We start from the raw sequence: 17,985 nt of genomic DNA, 5'->3' as shown, positions 1-17,985 counted from the left end.
AAGCCCATCCTTACATACTTTCCATGTATTGTCTGGGAGTTTTTCCGTATTTCTCCACAAAGCATTTGGAGAAATAAGAAGAGTCGGAAAAACCGACCATATACATGACTTCCGAAATCATAAACTGTTTCTTGGCAAGAAGCATCGCAGCCTTTTTCATCCGTATACCTTTTATATATTCAACTGTGGTATAGCCGGTCAGTTGTTTGACACGGCGATAAATCTGTTTTGAATGATAACCTGACAGTTCTGACAGTCTGGTTACATTCAAATCGGAGTTTGAAAGATTTTGCTCAATGACCTCCGTTATGTAAGTCAGGAACTTCTCATCCGGAGATTCTGTGATTACCGTATCTGTTTCCAAAGAAATGCCTTCCTCTTTCAGTTTACGCACTAACCGGTACTTATTACGGAGAATCCTATCGATATGCGCTACCAGCTCTTTGATATCAAAAGGCTTGGAGATAAATGCCTCGATTCCCAGTGACAACAGATTATATTCGGTCTTCTTGTCATCTTTTGCCGTCAGCATGATTACAGGGATAGTAGATGTCGTCAGGTTCGCCTTCAGTTGCTTTACCATCTCTACCCCGTTCATTACAGGCATCATAATGTCCGCAATGATCACATCGGGAGAATACTGCAGAGCCATCTCCATCCCTTTCTTGCCATTGTAGGCCAACAGGCATTCGGCATTATGCAGGCTATTCTCTCCCGAGTGATGATAATAATTCTCATCTGCCACATACAGTTTTCCTTTTTGGGAAAGCAGTTTCTCTTTATTGACTACGAAAACTCCTCCGCAATAAGCTACCAGATATAAATTACTATGATTATCGCCATTGATATAGTAAGTCCAGTTTGCATTCCGGGTATGTGTAGAATCTGCTATCTGATAATTCTCAAAGGTTTCCGTTGCATAGTCAAATCTGTTTATTCCACCATATGCGAATTGTAATACAGAGAAATGCCCGATCCTGTACCCAGCCATATATTCCCATCCCTGTCCTCAAAAATATGCCATATTATATTGTTTACCAGTGATTTCGTATTCTGAGAACTATGAACCGCATGCTCATAACGATTCAAACTTTCATCATAGATATACAATCCATTGTCCGTACCCAGCCACAACAAGCCATCAGCACTGATGTGCATATTCTTAACAGGAGTATGGGGGAACGGTGTGATGCGGGTAAACTTCCCCGACGAAATATCATATTTCCACAGTCCGTTCTCCCTGCCTATCCATACCCACCGGTTAGCGGAATCGACTTCTAATGAAAGTATTAAAGAAGATTCTTCGGAAGGCACAGACAAATATTCATAAGTATCTGCGGATTCATCATAAAGGTACAGCCCTTGATAGTTGGCAATAAGGAAGCGACTTTTGTCCAGCCTGACAATCGGATTAGTAGGCAATTGAGGTATTTTATCGACGGGCTGAAACGTATTCCGCCCGGTATCATATTTAATGAGACCGTTCAATGTGCCCAACAGAATGACCGAGTCATTCATCTGCTCAATGGCTCTTATGGACATAGTGGGAGAAGAAAGCAACTGACACGTATCTGACTTCAGATCCAGCAAATAAAGTCCTTTTTCTGTTCCCAAATAAAAATGGACATCATCTTGTTTCAGCGTACAATAAATGAAAGTTCCTTTTAAAACGTCACTGCCATCCAGCACCTTGTGTCTGCATACTTTCTGACCATCAAACATACTCAATCCGTTGGAAGTCCCCATCCATATAACGCCTTTCTCGTCCTGAAAAAAACAGTGGACAAATGCTCCTCCCTTATCGAAGTTCACAAACTCACGTGTCCTTTCTATCTGGGCATAAGAAGAGATACATAGCTGCAACAGCAAGAGGGAAACCAACATGTGTTTTATCATAATATTCAAGTATATATTCGTTTTACTCCTACAAAAATAGTACATTTGTACTCAATTCAAAAAGGAATCTATGACGAAAGCTTTATTTTTTGATATAGACGGAACGCTGGTTAGTTTCGAAACACATCGTATCCCGTCTTCTACTATTGAGGCATTAGAAGCCGCCCACGCAAAAGGGCTTAAAATATTTATCGCTACCGGACGTCCGAAAGCGATTATCAACAATCTTTCCGAATTGCAGGACCGGAACCTTATCGATGGATATATAACCATGAACGGGGCCTATTGCTTTGTCGGAGAAGAGGTGATTTACAAAAGTGCCATTCCGCAGGAAGAAGTAAAGGCAATGGCTGCTTTCTGCGAAAAGAAAGGAGTACCCTGCATCTTCGTGGAGGAACACAACATCTCTGTTTGTCAGCCGAATGAGATGGTGAAGAAGATTTTTTATGACTTCCTGCATGTCAATGTCATCCCAACGGTTTCGTTTGAAGAAGCAAGCAATAAAGAAGTAATCCAGATGACTCCTTTCATCACGGAAGAAGAAGAAAAAGAGGTGCTTCCCTCTATACCGACGTGTGAAATAGGACGCTGGTATCCGGCCTTCGCGGATGTCACAGCCAAAGGCGACACCAAACAGAAAGGCATTGACGAAATAATCCGGTATTTCGGTATCAGGCTGGAAGAAACGATGTCATTCGGCGACGGAGGAAATGATATCAGCATGCTTCGTCATGCAGCTATCGGGGTTGCCATGGGACAGGCCAAAGAGGATGTAAAAGCCGCAGCTGATTATGTGACAGCCCCCATTGATGAGGACGGCATCAGTAAGGCTATGAAACATTTCGGTATTATCTAATTTTATTTATCCGGTCGGTATCTCTGCCTATCCGTCACAAGTTTTATGAGCGTAGACATTAATAACGCAGCTTTTCAGGACGCCCTGAACCTTATCCAATATACCCGCCAGTCGGTTTTCCTGACCGGAAAAGCGGGTACAGGTAAATCTACATTCCTACGTTACGTCTGCGAACATACCAGAAAGAAACATGTTGTACTCGCACCTACCGGTATTGCCGCCATCAATGCCGGAGGGAGTACAATGCACAGTTTCTTTAAACTCCCTTTCTATCCGTTACTGCCGGATGATCCGAACTTAAGTCTTCAGAGAGGACGCATCCATGAGTTCTTCAAGTATACCAAACCGCACCGGAAGCTGTTGGAACAAATAGAACTGGTCATCATAGACGAAATCTCGATGGTACGGGCGGACATCATTGATGCTATCGACCGTATTTTACGCGTATATTCTCATAACTTACGGGAACCTTTCGGCGGAAAACAGTTATTATTGGTAGGTGATGTTTTCCAGCTGGAACCTGTAGTTAAAAACGATGAGCAGGAGATTCTGAACCGTGCCTACCCTACTCCGTACTTCTTCTCTGCAAAAGTATTCAGCCAGATCGACCTGGTATCCATCGAACTTCAGAAAGTGTACCGACAGACTGACCCCGTTTTTGTCAGCGTTCTCGACCATATCCGTACCAACACTGCCGGAGCCGCTGATCTTCAGCTGCTGAACACCCGATACGGAAGTCATATAGAGGAATCGGAAGCCGATATGTACATCACACTTGCCACCCGAAGGGATACAGTCGATTCGATCAATGAAAAGAAACTGGCTGAACTTGCGGGTGATCCGATCACTTTTGAGGGAAACATTGAAGGAGATTTCCCTGAAAGCAGTCTGCCAACCTCACAAGAACTCGTCTTAAAAACGGGTGCTCAAATCATCTTTATCAAGAATGATTTCGACCGCCGATGGGTAAACGGCACTATCGGAGTGATCGCCGGTATCGACGAGGAAGAAGAAACGATATACGTCATCACCGATGACGGCAAAGAATGTGATGTAAAACGGGAATCATGGCGTAACATCCGCTATCGCTACAACGAAAAGACGAAAGAGATTGAAGAAGAAGTCCTAGGCAGTTTCACACAATACCCTATCCGGCTGGCTTGGGCCATTACCGTTCACAAGAGTCAGGGACTGACTTTCAGCCGTGTAGTCATTGACTTCACAGGAGGGGTGTTTGCCGGCGGACAGGCGTATGTAGCCCTCAGCCGCTGTACCTCACTGGATGGTATCCAGCTCAAAAAGCCTATCCACCGGGCAGATATCTTTGTACGACCGGAGATTGTAAACTTTGCCGGACGGTTCAACGACCGGCAAGCTATTGACAAGGCACTAAAACAGGCGCAAGCGGATGTTCAATACGCTGCTGCCGCACGTGCATTCGATAAAGGGGATATGGAAGAGTGCCTGGAACAATTCTTCCGCGCCATCCACTCCCGTTATGATATAGAAAAACCTGTTCCCCGCCGTTTAATCCGCCGGAAACTTGGTATTATCAATACTTTGCAGGAACAGAACAAAAAACTGAAAGAACAAATGCGGGAACAGCAGGAACGTCTGCGACAATATGCACACGAATACCTGTTGATGGGAAATGAGTGTATCACCCAAGCTCACGACGCCCGTGCCGCCATAGCCAATTACGATAAGGCGCTTAGTCTCGATCCTAACTATATAGACGCCTGGATACGAAAAGGAATCACCCTGCTCAACAGCAAGGAGTATTTTGATGCGGAAAACTGTTTCAATACGGCTGTCAGCCTCCACCCGGCAAACTTTAAAGCGGTATACAACCGTGGCAAACTCAGACTAAAACTGGAAAATACCGAAGGGGCCATAGCCGATCTGGACAAGGCAACCAGCCTGAAACCTGAACATGCCGGCGCACATGAACTTTTTGGTGACGCCCTGCTGAAAACAGGAAAAGAGGTAGAAGCCGCCATACAATGGAGAATAGCGGAAGAACTCAGAAAGAAGAAGTCATAAATAAGTACAAACATCCCTTTCGGAAAAGATACAGTTCTTTCCCCACTCAAAATGCTTCAGAAGCCTTCCGATTGTGAAAGTTGCTGAATATCACTTTACATCAAAAACTTTTTATTAACTTTGCCTTCGTATGTACGTCAAACTCTTAAAAGAAAAGCAAATGAAAAAAGGTTTGAAAATCGCAGCTATCATCGTAGGAGTAATTATCATTCTGATGCTCCTCCTTCCTTTCGCCTTCCAGGGAAAGATAGCAGGTATTGTAAAAACGGAAGGCAATAAGATGCTTAATGCACAATTTGACTTTAAGAAACTTAACATTAGCCTGTTCCGTAACTTCCCACAGGCTTCTGTCACTCTCGAAGATTTTTGGCTGAAAGGTGCAGGAGAATTCGCCAATGACACGCTTGTACAAGCCGGAGAAGTAACCGCCACCATCAATCTGTTCTCTCTTTTCGGAGACAGCGGCTATGACATTTCCAAAGTATTCATAGAAGATACCCGCCTGCATGCCATCGTTCTGCCGGACGGACGTGCCAACTGGGATATCATGAAACCCGATACAGCAGCTACACAGGAAACACCTGCCACGGAAGAAGAAGCTTCTCCTTTCAAAATTAAGCTGCAACGTTTCGTTATCAAGAACATGAATCTGATCTATGATGATCAACAAGGAAAAATGTATGCTGACATCCGTGATTTCAATGCGCTTTGTGCCGGAGATTTAGGCAGTGACCGCACGACTCTGAAATTAGAGGCTGAAACTAAATCACTGACTTATAAGATGAATGGAATTCCATTCATCGCAAATGCCAATATCTCCGCCAAAATGGATGTGGATGCCGATCTTGCCAACAACAAGTATACTTTGAAAGATAATGTTATCCGCCTCAACGCTATCCAGGCAGGTATCGACGGCTGGGTTGAACTGAAAGATCCTGCGATCGACATGGATCTGAAACTGAACACGAATGACGTAGGATTCAAAGAAATTCTTTCGTTGATTCCTGCTATCTACGCAACCGAATTCTCCAGCCTGAAAACTGACGGAACCGCCACTCTTACCGCATCGGCAAAGGGTATGCTACAAGGTGACACCGTTCCTGCCTTCAACATCGATATGCAAGTCAAGAACGCCATGTTCCGTTATCCGGCATTACCGGCAGGAGTCGACCAGATCAATGTCAGTGCCAATGTTCAGAATCCGGGTGGAAACATCGATCTGACCACTATCAAGATCAATCCGTTCAGTTTCCGTCTGGCAGGCAATCCGTTCAGTTTGATTGCAGATGTGAAAACCCCGGTCAGCGATCCTGACTTCAAGGCTGAAGCAAAGGGAGTACTCGATCTGGGAATGATCAAACAAGTATATCCACTGGGGGATATGGAACTGAATGGTACCATCAATGCCGATATGCAGATGGCCGGACGCCTTTCTTATATAGAAAAAGAGCAATATGACAATATGAAAGCATCCGGAACGATCGGCCTGACCAATATGAAACTGAAAATGCAGGATATGCCGGATGTGGATATCAAGAAATCGCTCTTTACCTTCACTCCGAAGTATCTGCAGCTAAGTGAAACAACCGTCAACATCGGCAAGAATGACATTACCGCCGACAGTCGTTTCGAAAATTATATCGGCTACGTCCTGAAAGGTACTACGCTGAAAGGAACGCTGAACATTCATTCCAATTATTTTAATCTGAATGATTTCATGACGGCTTCTGCAGACAGTACTGCAACTGCCGACGCTGCAACTACAGACTCCACTACTGTTACCGGTATCGTTGAAGTTCCTAAGAACATCGATTTCCAGATGGATGCCAACCTGAAGCAAGTATTATTTGACAAGATGACATTCAACAATATGAATGGTAAACTTGTGGTGAAAGACGGAAAAGTGGACATGAAGAATCTTTCTATGAGCACTATGGGTGGCAATGTGGTGATGAACGGTTATTATTCTACCGCCAACGCCAAGAAGCCGGAAATGAAAGCCGGGTTCAAACTGACCAACCTCAGTTTCTCACAAGCTTACAAAGAACTGGACATGGTACAACAACTGGCTCCTATCTTCGAAAGCCTGAAAGGAAACTTCTCCGGAAGTATCAACGTACTGACTGATCTGGATGCCACAATGAGTCCGGTACTGGATACCATGCAAGGAGACGGCAGCCTGTCTACCCGCGACCTCAGCCTAAGCGGCGTGAAAGCGATTGACCAGATAGCCGATGCCATCAAGCAGCCGAGTCTGAAAGAGATGAAAGTGAAGGATATGACGCTGGACTTCACCATCAAAGACGGACGAGTGGAAACCCAGCCGTTCGATATCAAGATGGGCGACTACAATCTGAATCTCTCCGGTAGCACAGGACTTGACCAGACTATCGACTATACGGGTAAAATCAAACTTCCTGCCTCTGCCGGCAATATATCTAAAATGATGACCCTCGACTTAAAGATCGGTGGTTCATTCACTTCTCCTAAGGTCAGTGTCGACACCAAGAGTATGGCAAACCAAGCTGTGGAAGCCGTAGCCAACGAAGCAATCAGTAAATTAGGAGAAAAGCTGGGACTCGACTCTGCAACCACTGCAAACAAAGATTCTATCAAACAGAAGGTTACAGAAAAGGCCGCCGAGAAAGCTCTGGAACTCTTGAAGAAAATCAAATAAAAGAAAGGAGAAGAGATTATGCTTCTGAAGCTGTATGATAAAAACAACAACCCGCAAGACCTGCAACGGGTAACCGACATCCTGAACGATGGCGGACTGATCATCTATCCTACGGATACGATGTACGCCATCGGCTGTCACGGATTGAAAGAGCGTGCCATCGAACGTATTTGCCGTATCAAGGAAATCGATCCGCGCAAAAACAATCTGTCCATCATCTGCTATGACCTGAGCAGTATCAGCGAATACGCCAAAGTAGGCAACAACGAGTTCAAGCTCATGAAGCATAATCTCCCCGGTCCGTTCACCTTTATCCTGAACGGAACCAACCGGTTGCCCAAAATCTTCCGCAACCGGAAAGAGGTAGGTATCCGCATGCCGGACAATAACATCATCCGTGAGATTGCCCGGTTATTGGATGCCCCCATCATGACGACCACGCTGCCGTATGACGAAAATGAAGACCTGGAATACATGACTGACCCTGAACTCATAGACGAGAAATTCGGAGATATGGTGGATTTAGTTATCGACGGAGGAATCGGAGGGATAGAACCCTCGACAGTAGTCAAATGTACAGAAGACGAGCCGGAAATCGTCCGACAAGGAAAAGGATGGCTGGAAGAAATCTAGCATCGGGGAACAGTTAACATATAGAAAACATATAAATTAGGCACGGATGACGCGGATTTCACGGTTTTTAGAGATTAAGTTGAGTATCTAAAACCGTGTTAATCCGCGTCATCCGTGCCTAAAATCCTCTTACTTGATCAAAGATTCGGGATCTAAGTGTGTAGCCTCAATATCTTTGAAGTAACGGTAAGTACCCACTTTCAGTTCTACAGTAGCAGCATCGTCACAAACGATGATACCTTTTTCATGCATCTGCAATGCACTGATAGTCCACATCTGTGTGATAGCACCTTCTACTGCATGATACAAAGCACGGGCTTTGTTATGTCCGTTTACAATGATCATCACTTCTTTTGCAGAAAGTACCGTACCGACTCCAACTGTCAGAGAAGTCTTTGGAACCTTATTGATGTCATTGTCGAAGAAACGGGAATTAGCAATGATAGTATCCATCGTCAATGTTTTCTGACGAGTGCGGGAAGTCAGTGAGGAACCCGGTTCGTTGAAAGCGATGTGTCCGTCAGGACCGATACCACCCATGAAAAGATCAATGCCACCGTAAGACTTAATCTTTTCCTCATAACGTGCACACTCTGCATCCAAGTCAGGAGCGTTACCATTCAGAATATTTGTATTCTCCGGTTTGATATCAATATGACCAAAGAAGTTATTCCACATAAAAGAATAGTAGCTTTCCGGATGTTCCTTCGGCAAACCAACATATTCATCCATATTGAATGTTACTACATTTTGGAAAGAAACAATTCCTTTCTTATTAAGGTCGATCAAAGCTTTATACATACCCAGAGGAGAAGATCCGGTAGGGCAGCCCAATACAAATGGTTTTTCGGGGGTTGGATTGGCAGCTTTTATTTTTGCAGCAACATAATGTGCAGCCCACTGAGATACGGACTGATAGTCCGGCTGAATAATAAGTCTCATAAGTCGATTGTTTTATAGGTTAGTCAATTAATAATTATCTCACTCATCGTTTTAACGGTCTTTCTTCAAACGGTCCGCCATCGCATGCGCTAAATTCTCGCACTGGGTATAGGTAATGTCTTTCATCGCCTGCTTCATCTCTACCGGATCGCCCACCAGTTCGAACTTGCTCTTTTCCGCAAATTCAGCCATACGCTTCACAGCAGCTCCTGCCCATGTGAAGGAACCGAAGTAGCCCAGATAACGTCCCTTAAGTTCGCGAACCAGAATCTTCGATAACAACGATTCCACTTCCGGGAAAATCTGATTGCTATATGTGGGAGAACCGATAATCAAACCCTTATAACGGAAAATATCCGCAATGATATAAGAAGGATCACTTTTACTCACATTGTGCATAACGATATTTTTGATTCCCTGTGCGGAGAGTTCTTCAGCAATAGCTTCCGCCATCTGCTCCGTATTTCCATACATGCTGCCATAGGCGATCACCACCCCCTCATCCGCATCGTAGCGGCTCAAACGGTCGTAAATTCCGATCACCTTGGCTATATTTTCTGTCCATACCGGCCCATGCGTAGAACAAATGGTAGTAATAGGCAGTCCTCCCAACTTTTACAATGCTTTCTGTACCGGACTACCGTACTTGCCTACGATATTGGAGTAGTAACGAACCATTTCCCCCCAATACTTATCTACATTGATACGGGTATCCAGAAATCCGCCGTCCACTGTACCAAAACATCCGAATCCATCACCGGAGAAAAGGATTCCGTCTGTTTCATCGAATGTCATCATTGTCTCAGGCCAGTGCACCATTGGAGTCATATAGAAACGAAGCATATGCTTGCCTAAGGCAAGGAAATCTCCGTCTTTCACCAGATACTGCTCGCCGGTCACACCATAGAATCCTTCAATCATGCCAAAGGTCTGCTTATTACCAACAATGATAATATCCGGATAGTGCTGTTTAATCAATCGGATGGAGCCCGAGTGATCCGGTTCCATATGATTTATAATCAAATAGTTAATAGGGCGTTCACCGATTACTTGCTTGATTTTACGCAAATAGACTTCAAAATAACAAATATCCACAGTATCCACCAACGCCACCATTTCATCATCAATCAAATAAGAGTTATACGAAACTCCATAGGGTAATGGCCACAACGCCTCAAAACGGTGTTTATTACGGTCATTCACTCCCACATAGTGGACATTTCCTTTAATTCTTGTTTTCTGTTCCATTCTTCAACTTTAATTAATTTCTGCTCACCAGCTATGATTCCCTTAAAAACAGAGATTTACTCTGTGGTGAAGTTATCTTCCGCAAAAATAACTCTTTTTTCTGAATCCCTGTACTTCTTACCTTGATAAGCTCCCCTTTCTTTCATTCTTTTTTGCAAACGAGTTACAAATTCATAATTCTTCAGCCCCCAGTCCGGAGCAATCAGTAATTCCTTGGGAGACTGCGAGACAAAACGTTCCAGCACCAGATCCGGATGAAGATGCTCTACATAATCAATTACCAGGTCAATATATTCGTCTACTTCCCTAAACAGATGAAAGCCTGTCGGGTTTTCTTCGTATTCATGCGCCATACGAGTACCACGGATTAACTGTAACTGATGAATTTTGAGAGTAGACAGAGGAAGTTCGGAAAGCATTCCTGCCTGCGCCACCATTGTGTCATGTGTTTCTCCAGGAAGACCAAGAATGATGTGTCCGCCTGTCAATATACCACAGGCAGCAGTACGCTGAACCGCTTCTACTGTATCCGCATAAGTATGTCCGCGATTGATGCGCCGCAAAGTCTCATCACTCACACTCTCTATGCCATATTCCACCATCAAAAAAGTATGCTTATTGAGTTCTTCCAAATAACGGAGCAGGTCTTCCGGCATACAATCCGGACGTGTACCGATCACCAGTCCTACTACCCCATCCACCTGCAATGCTTCCTCGTATTTACGCTTTAATCCCTCTAATTCCGCATAAGTATTGGTATATGCCTGGAAGTATGCCAGGTATTTCATTTCCGGATATTTATGGGCAAAGAAACACTTCCCTTCCTCCAGTTGGGTAGCGACTGACTTTTCCGTCCGACAGTAGTCCGGATTGAAAGTCTGGTTATTGCAATAAGTGCAGCCTCCCCATCCTTTTGTTCCATCCCGATTAGGACAAGTAAAGCCGGCATTTAATGATATTTTCTGCACTTTGTAAGGAAAATACTTTCGCAGAAAGGTCGGAAAATCATTATATTGTATTTGATGAGACATATCTATTTAATTCATTTGTTATTTGTGTGGCAAACATAAGAAAAAACAGCGAGTTACAGAAAGATGCCCCAAAATATCTTCAATATATTAAAAAAAACATAAAGTGCATAAGATAAATTAATATTTATTGCGAAAGCAGAAAGTATTTAGTTAGTTTTGTGTGATTTTAAGCATTGACGGGAGGATACTTGTGAAAGTCTTGTGCAATTATTCCCCAATTATGATTTCATCTCACCATACCCCATGCGACTCTCGTCAATAAACTATCCTCTTTATGTTCTAAAAACAGAATGTAAAGAGGATTTTTAGCATAAGTAAGCCGGAAGGATACCTAGAAAGAGGAAAAAATAGGCAAACTTTCGTATTATCTGTTCAATGTACCGCCCGGAGTTCTTGTTTTCCATCCTTTTGCTTATTTTTGTTCGAACAAAAACACCAATATTATGAAACACATATTGTTCCTCCTTATTTCTCTTCTCAATTATTGCATACTAGTAGCCCAACCTACCTATCAAATCAAACATTATTCCGTTAATGATGGAATGTCACAAGGAATAGTCCAGACTATTATACAAGATAAAAAAGGATTTTTATGGTTCGGAACCTGGAACGGTCTGAACAAATTTGACGGGTATACATTCAAAAACTATAAAACATCCTATAAAGATGCTTATATTCTAAATACCAATCGAATCAGCCAGATAGCGGAGACTAAATATGGAGATATCTGGTGTCAAGTCTATGACGGACGTGTGTATATGTTCGATAACCAAACGGAGAAGTTTATCGATGTCCTGAGCTCTGTGGCAGAATCCATGATAGTGAACAATTATGCCGACCATATTTATACTCTCTCAAAAGGTGTTTCCTGGATCACATTTCAAAATGAATGTGTCGCCGTCCGTATTGACGATCAACTTTGCAAACAGGGGAAAGGAATTACTTTATACAGTGCTTTTAAACAAAACCTAAAAGGAGACAAAATCTATACAGTTTTTGAAGATTCCGAAGGTGATGAATGGATACTGACCAACAAAGGTATTTCTATTGTAGGGAAAAAGCAGGTAGACAGCGATTTCCCGTTTCAATATATCAAAGAAGCGGATGGAATTATTTATTTAGTTTCCCAATCGGACAAATTGGCCTCTTACAATTTTAAGAGCAGACAATTCAAATTCATAGAGATTCCTTATCATGTTTCGATGATTAACGAAGTCAAGAAATTTGACTCCAATACACTTTTGCTGGCTACAGACAACGGGCTGATTATTTATAAGATAAAAGAAAAAAAATTCCAGTTAATTGATATACGCACATCAACACAACCTTCCAGCGTCGTACAGTCTGTTTATCAAGACCATTACAAGGAACTATGGATATTCCCCAAAACGACAGGAGTAATCCGTTATAATCCATCTACCGAGGAAATGCAGCATTTGTTCACACCAGCCAACGAAGTGATCAGATATGAACGGAAAAACAAGAATGTAATCTTTGAAGACCAGCAACACACGTTGTGGATTCTCCCTCCTGAAGGGAATCTGTCTTATTATGACCGTGAAAAGAAAGAACTGAAATCCATGCTGAAGGACAGCAACAATCCGAAGTCTGTTTTCAGTCCGCTCGTCCGTTTTTATACATTAGACAATCAGGGTAATTGCTGGCTGACCAGTGCACGCGGCATTTACAAATTGTCTTTCTTCCCGCATACTTATAATCTGGTGCATATTGACGATGGATTTGAGACCCGTGCTTTTTTATGCGACAGTGAAAAGAGGGTGTGGGTTTCTTCGAAGGCACAGGTCATCAGAGTGTACCAACCGGACGGACAGTTGGGAGGCTATCTGACACCACAAGGAAAAATAAGCAAAGACAAGCATAGCTTTACAAGTGTATATTGCTTTCTTGAAGACCATGAAGGCAATATCTGGATAGGAACAAAAGAAAACGGCATTTATCTGTTAAAGAAAAAGTCGCCGGATTCCTATTCCGTACAACAATTCACTCATCAACCGAATATGCCATACAGTTTGAGCGGCAACAGTGTATATTCCATTTTTCAAGATAGCCATAAACGTATCTGGATAGGCTGCTACGGTGGAGGAATCAATCTACTGACCTGCAACAAGAACGGAAAGACAGAATTTATACACAGCGATAATGAGTTGAAAAATTACCCGACCGGCTACGCTTCAAAAGTCCGCCACATATCCGAAGCACCGGGCGGTGTGCTGTTGATAGGAACAACCAACGGACTACTGACTTTCTCCAATCAATTTGAGAGACCGGAAGAAATCAAGTTTTATCGTAATTGTTGCGAGTCAGGAATAAGTACCAGCCTGAGCGGAAACGATGTGATGCATACGTACACTGACAAGCAAAAACGAACCTACATAGCCAGCTTTACAGGAGGTATCAGCCAAATCGTGTCCAAGAATCTACTCAGCAATAAGATTGAGTTCAAGACATATACAACCGATGATGGCCTTGCTTCAGACTTGGTACAGGCCATACAAGAAGACCAACAAGGTAACTTATGGATCCTTTCCGAGAATGCAATTTCCAAGTTCGACACACAAAGAGAGGCTTTTGAAAATTATGGACTGAACTCTCTACACCAGGAATTCAGTTTTTCAGAAGCAGCTCCAGTGATCAACGCACGAAATCAAATTGTATTCGGTACAGATAAAGGCTTCATTGAAATTTCTCCCAAAGAAATGCAGAAAAGTACCTATGTTCCCCCTATCGTCTTCACCGGGTTGAAAGTGCAAGGTCAATCTTCTGTCATCGCCATTGACGATCTGGAAGAATTACGCCTTAAACCTTCCCAGCGGAATGTTACTTTCCAGTTTGCAGCACTTGATTATGTCGATTCTAAAGAAATCCGCTACGCATATCGATTGAAAGGATTGGAAGAAGAATGGCATGACGGGGACAAAAACCGCTCTGCCAGCTACATCAACCTGCCGAATGGCAATTATAAACTGCAAATCAAATCTACCAACAGTGATGGCGTATGGATGAACAATATCCGCACTTTATCTATCAACGTACTGCCTACTTTCTGGGAAACGGGCTGGGCATGGCTTCTTTACCTTATTCTCTTTATTCTCTTTACAGGTACTATCGTATATGTACTCTTTTACATTTATCGTTTACGCCATCAAGTAGATATCGAGCAACAATTATCCAATATCAAGCTCCGTTTCTTTACCGACATATCTCACGAGCTTCGGACACCACTGACCCTGATCAGCAGTCCGGTCAATGAAGTACTGGAAAATGAAGATTTATCCGCCACAGCCCGTGAACATCTGGCTGTGGTACAAAAGAACGCCGAACGTATGTTACGTCTCATGAATCAGATTCTGGACTTCCGCAAAATACAGAATCAGAAGATGAAAGTGCTTGTGGAGAAGACAGACCTGATTCCACTTCTTGAAAAAGTAATGATCAACTTCCGCTTGATTGCAGAAGAAAAGAAGATTAATTTCCGGTTAGAGAGCGAACTTAAGTCAATATATGCATGGGTAGACCGCGATAAGTTCGAAAAGATATTCTTTAATCTGATATCCAACGCATTCAAATATACACCAGCTGAAAAGGCGATTATAATAGAAGTGACAAAACGGATGGATAAAGTGACGATCTCTGTTGTGGATGAGGGCATCGGGATTGAACCAACTAAACTACGCAATTTGTTTCAACGCTTTGAAACACTAGCCCAACAAAATATGCTCCAACCGTCTTCCGGCATCGGTCTGTCATTGGTAAAAGAAATGGTCGATATGCATCATGGTACAATCAAAGTAACAAGCGAACCGGAAGCAGGAAGCCGTTTCGTGGTAACTCTGCCTCTCCAAAAAGAAGTCTTCGAACAAGATAGTCAAGTGGAATTTATTCTGAATGACAGCCAAAGTCCGGCTACTCGTCCGGACAGTTGCCTCCAGACTGAGAAAAGACCAGAAGCGGAAGACAAAGAAGATATGGTAAATAATACGGTTCCGGATACGTTTACTATATTGGTGGTTGAGGACAACGAGGAACTAAAAGCTTTCTTAAAGAACATCTTATCTGAGAATTACACTGTTATCACCGCTCCGAACGGAAAAAAAGGATTGCAACACGCAGTTGATAATATACCCGATCTTATCATCAGTGACGTAATGATGCCGGTTATGGACGGTCTCGAGATGATTCGGCAAATCAAAGAAAACAACAACATCTGCCACATTCCCATTATTGTATTATCGGCAAAAGCCTCTTTGGATGACCGGATTGCCGGACTGGAGCAAGGTGTAGATGACTATATCACGAAACCTTTCAGCGCTACATATCTGAAAACACGTATCGCTTCACTGCTCCGCCAACGCAAATCCTTGCAGGAAATCTATATGGCCAAACTGACGGAAGGAAAAAAAATAGCTGTCGCAGAAGCTCTTACCCCGTCGCAACCGCAGATTACTCCTTATGACGAGCAATTCATGCAAAAGGTAATGGAGTTCATAGAAGAACAGATGGATAATGCCGAACTGACCATCGACGAATTTGCAGAGCATCTGATGCTTAGCCGTACCATCTTCTACCGAAAACTAAAGTCCATCATCGGCCTGACTCCTGTAGATTTCATACGTGAAGTACGCATCAAACGTGCAGCACAGCTAATAGACAGCGGGGAATATAATTTCTCACAGGTAGCCTATATGACCGGTTTCAATGACCCGAAGTATTTCAGTAAATGCTTCAAGAAGATAGTAGGTATTACGCCTTCCGAATATAAAGAAAAGAAATAAAAGAAGAAAGGCTTTCCGCAAAGTCCATATAAGAACAATTTCGGACTCTACAAGAATGAACTGAATTGTACGGTTATAAACTAATGTGCTATTACGGTACATTAGCCGACCATATGTATTCATTAATCATCATAATCAGTTGTTTTCTTTCGTCTCACCCAGGTGAGACGAAAGAAAACAACCAAAACCATAGAAGATTTTGACTAGCAGAATACGTATTTATCACTAATTTCCAACAAATTAGTAACAGTCCCGAATCTATTTGTTCCACTAATTTCCGGAAAGTAGCATCTTTCCGGAATCCTTTTTATATTCTTTTCCGTTAATAATGACACCTGTAGCATTTTCTATCTGTATGGCCGGAATCTCGGAATCCTCCACTTTGATATTCTCCATATTTACCTGAGAAGCCTGATTGATTACAATACCTTTCTTGGCATTAGTTACAGTCATGTTCTTGATAAGGATATTCTTTAGAGGCATTTCCGGCAGTCCGTTGAAATAGACTGCCCGGCCCGCACCTCTGCAAAGAACATTTGAAATATAAATATTCCTGAAAACAGGAGTTTCCTCATTTACATCCGGTATCGGAGTTTCCGGAGAGTCATTGACAGCATAATACAAATCCATCGTCAGAGCATCATTGGGAATATCAATCATATTGATATTATCTATGAAAATATTCTCCACTACGCCACCACGTCCGCGTGTACTCTTAAACCGCAGACCTACATCTGTGCCCACGAAAGAACAGCCCGATACATATACATTCCGAACACCACCGGACATTTCGCTGCCGATTACGAATCCGCCATGCCCATGCAAAACTGTATTATTCTTAATAATCACGTTTTCACAAGGTTCCCCCCGCCTGCGTCCATCCTCATCTTTACCCGATTTCAGACAGATAGCATCATCCCCCGCATCAAAGAAACAATTAGTGACCAGTACATTTTTACACGACTCCACATCCAACGCATCGCCATTTTGCGAATACCAGGGATTGAATACCTTCACATCGTTCAAAGTCAAAGATTCGCAGGACAAAGGATGGATACACCAGCCCGGTGAGTTCTTGAAAGTCACCCCTTCCAGCAGAATCCGTTTACTTTTTACTATACTCAGCATAACAGGACGCAACCAGCTTTTCATGTAAATCCACTCTTCATCGGTTATTTCTTTCTGTCCGCTATTTTGTCCGGTCATAAGTACAGAGGCTTTCAAAGCACCCGCATCAGGATACCATACCTTTCCATTCTCATCCACTTTACCACCCGAACTCACCAGATTTTTCCATTGCCGTTCCGTCATCTTATCTTTCTTGACCGGACGCCATCTATCTCCTGCCCCGTCGAAAACACCACTGCCGGTGATGGCTATATTCTCAGCATTCATTGCCGAAATCGGCGATTGGCAACGCTTGGTGTCCAGCCCTTCGAAAGAAGCTTCGATGATGGGATATAGAGATGTATCGCTGCTAAATACAATAAGAGCATTCTTCTCAGTATATAGATTAACGTTACTCAAAAGTACAACGGGCCCCGTCAACCATAACCCTTCGGGTATGATAACTTTCCCTCCTCCTTTGGAGCTTACCGTTTTGATTGCATTGTTTATCGCCTCTGTATTCAAGGTAACACCATCACTGAGTGCGCCGAAATCACGGATATTAACCTCATAATCGGGAAAGGAAGGTTTGCTCACTTCAGGCATCGAAAACGGAAGATTCTTGTACACATCTTCTTTCTCTTTAGTTCCATTTCCCGGATTCGAATAAGCCAGGCATGATATAAACATCAATAGACCTGTCATCATAACTCTCAAATCCTTTTTCAAAAGTGTATTCATCTTTTTAAAATTTATATT

General features: G+C 42.9%; 10 protein-coding genes and 1 pseudogene. 5 read left to right on the top strand and 6 right to left on the bottom strand.

Annotated elements, in window-relative coordinates:
• Positions 1 to 10 precede the first annotated feature (10 nt).
• Entirely contained in the window at positions 11 to 991 is a 981-nt protein-coding gene (locus tag K6V30_RS09105) for a response regulator transcription factor (RefSeq protein WP_055268620.1), read from the bottom strand.
• Complete coding sequence (locus K6V30_RS09100) at positions 934 to 1,896, bottom strand: ligand-binding sensor domain-containing protein (RefSeq protein WP_029425313.1); 963 nt, start codon at positions 1,894 to 1,896, stop codon at positions 934 to 936. Before K6V30_RS09100 ends, K6V30_RS09105 begins: the two co-directional genes overlap by 58 nt.
• Positions 1,897 to 1,966: 70 nt before the next feature.
• Between K6V30_RS09100 and K6V30_RS09095 the strand changes: the two genes are divergently transcribed.
• The 4 genes from K6V30_RS09095 (at position 1,967) to K6V30_RS09080 (ending at position 8,105) form a co-directional block, all read left to right on the top strand.
• On the top strand, positions 1,967 to 2,752 hold the full coding sequence (locus K6V30_RS09095) for a Cof-type HAD-IIB family hydrolase (RefSeq protein WP_055268618.1): 786 nt from the start codon (positions 1,967 to 1,969) through the stop codon (positions 2,750 to 2,752).
• Positions 2,753 to 2,797: 45 nt separating this feature from the next.
• On the top strand, positions 2,798 to 4,795 hold the full coding sequence (locus K6V30_RS09090; protein WP_055268616.1) for a tetratricopeptide repeat protein: 1,998 nt from the start codon (positions 2,798 to 2,800) through the stop codon (positions 4,793 to 4,795).
• A 160-nt stretch (positions 4,796 to 4,955) separates the two neighbouring features.
• Complete coding sequence (locus tag K6V30_RS09085; RefSeq protein WP_055268614.1) at positions 4,956 to 7,472, top strand: AsmA family protein; 2,517 nt, start codon at positions 4,956 to 4,958, stop codon at positions 7,470 to 7,472.
• An 18-nt stretch (positions 7,473 to 7,490) separates the two neighbouring features.
• Positions 7,491 to 8,105: an L-threonylcarbamoyladenylate synthase gene (locus K6V30_RS09080; protein ID WP_010536718.1), complete on the top strand. Its 615-nt coding sequence runs from the start codon at positions 7,491 to 7,493 to the stop codon at positions 8,103 to 8,105.
• Positions 8,106 to 8,234: 129 nt separating this feature from the next.
• Here K6V30_RS09080 and nagB read toward each other — a convergent pair whose 3' ends face one another.
• The 3 genes and pseudogenes from nagB to mnmL form a co-directional block, all read right to left on the bottom strand.
• Complete coding sequence (gene nagB, locus K6V30_RS09075; RefSeq protein ID WP_010536717.1) at positions 8,235 to 9,047, bottom strand: glucosamine-6-phosphate deaminase; 813 nt, start codon at positions 9,045 to 9,047, stop codon at positions 8,235 to 8,237.
• A gap of 51 nt (positions 9,048 to 9,098) precedes the next feature.
• Positions 9,099 to 10,295 (bottom strand): annotated as a pseudogene (locus tag K6V30_RS09070) (FprA family A-type flavoprotein).
• Positions 10,296 to 10,351: 56 nt separating this feature from the next.
• Positions 10,352 to 11,326 carry a tRNA modification radical SAM protein MnmL/YtqA gene (mnmL, locus tag K6V30_RS09065; protein ID WP_010536715.1) on the bottom strand — a complete coding sequence of 325 codons (975 nt, stop codon included), beginning with the start codon at positions 11,324 to 11,326 and terminating at the stop codon, positions 10,352 to 10,354.
• A gap of 443 nt (positions 11,327 to 11,769) precedes the next feature.
• Between mnmL and K6V30_RS09060 the strand changes: the two genes are divergently transcribed.
• Complete coding sequence (locus K6V30_RS09060; RefSeq protein WP_010536714.1) at positions 11,770 to 16,119, top strand: hybrid sensor histidine kinase/response regulator transcription factor; 4,350 nt, start codon at positions 11,770 to 11,772, stop codon at positions 16,117 to 16,119.
• A gap of 270 nt (positions 16,120 to 16,389) precedes the next feature.
• Here K6V30_RS09060 and K6V30_RS09055 read toward each other — a convergent pair whose 3' ends face one another.
• On the bottom strand, positions 16,390 to 17,967 hold the full coding sequence (locus tag K6V30_RS09055) for a glycoside hydrolase family 28 protein (RefSeq protein WP_055268612.1): 1,578 nt from the start codon (positions 17,965 to 17,967) through the stop codon (positions 16,390 to 16,392).
• Positions 17,968 to 17,985: the final 18 nt, after the last annotated feature.

Source organism: Bacteroides faecis (genome assembly GCF_020091505.1).
In the GTDB taxonomy this organism is placed as follows: Bacteria; Bacteroidota; Bacteroidia; order Bacteroidales; family Bacteroidaceae; genus Bacteroides; species Bacteroides faecis.
This window is presented reverse-complemented; position numbering and strand designations above follow the sequence as displayed.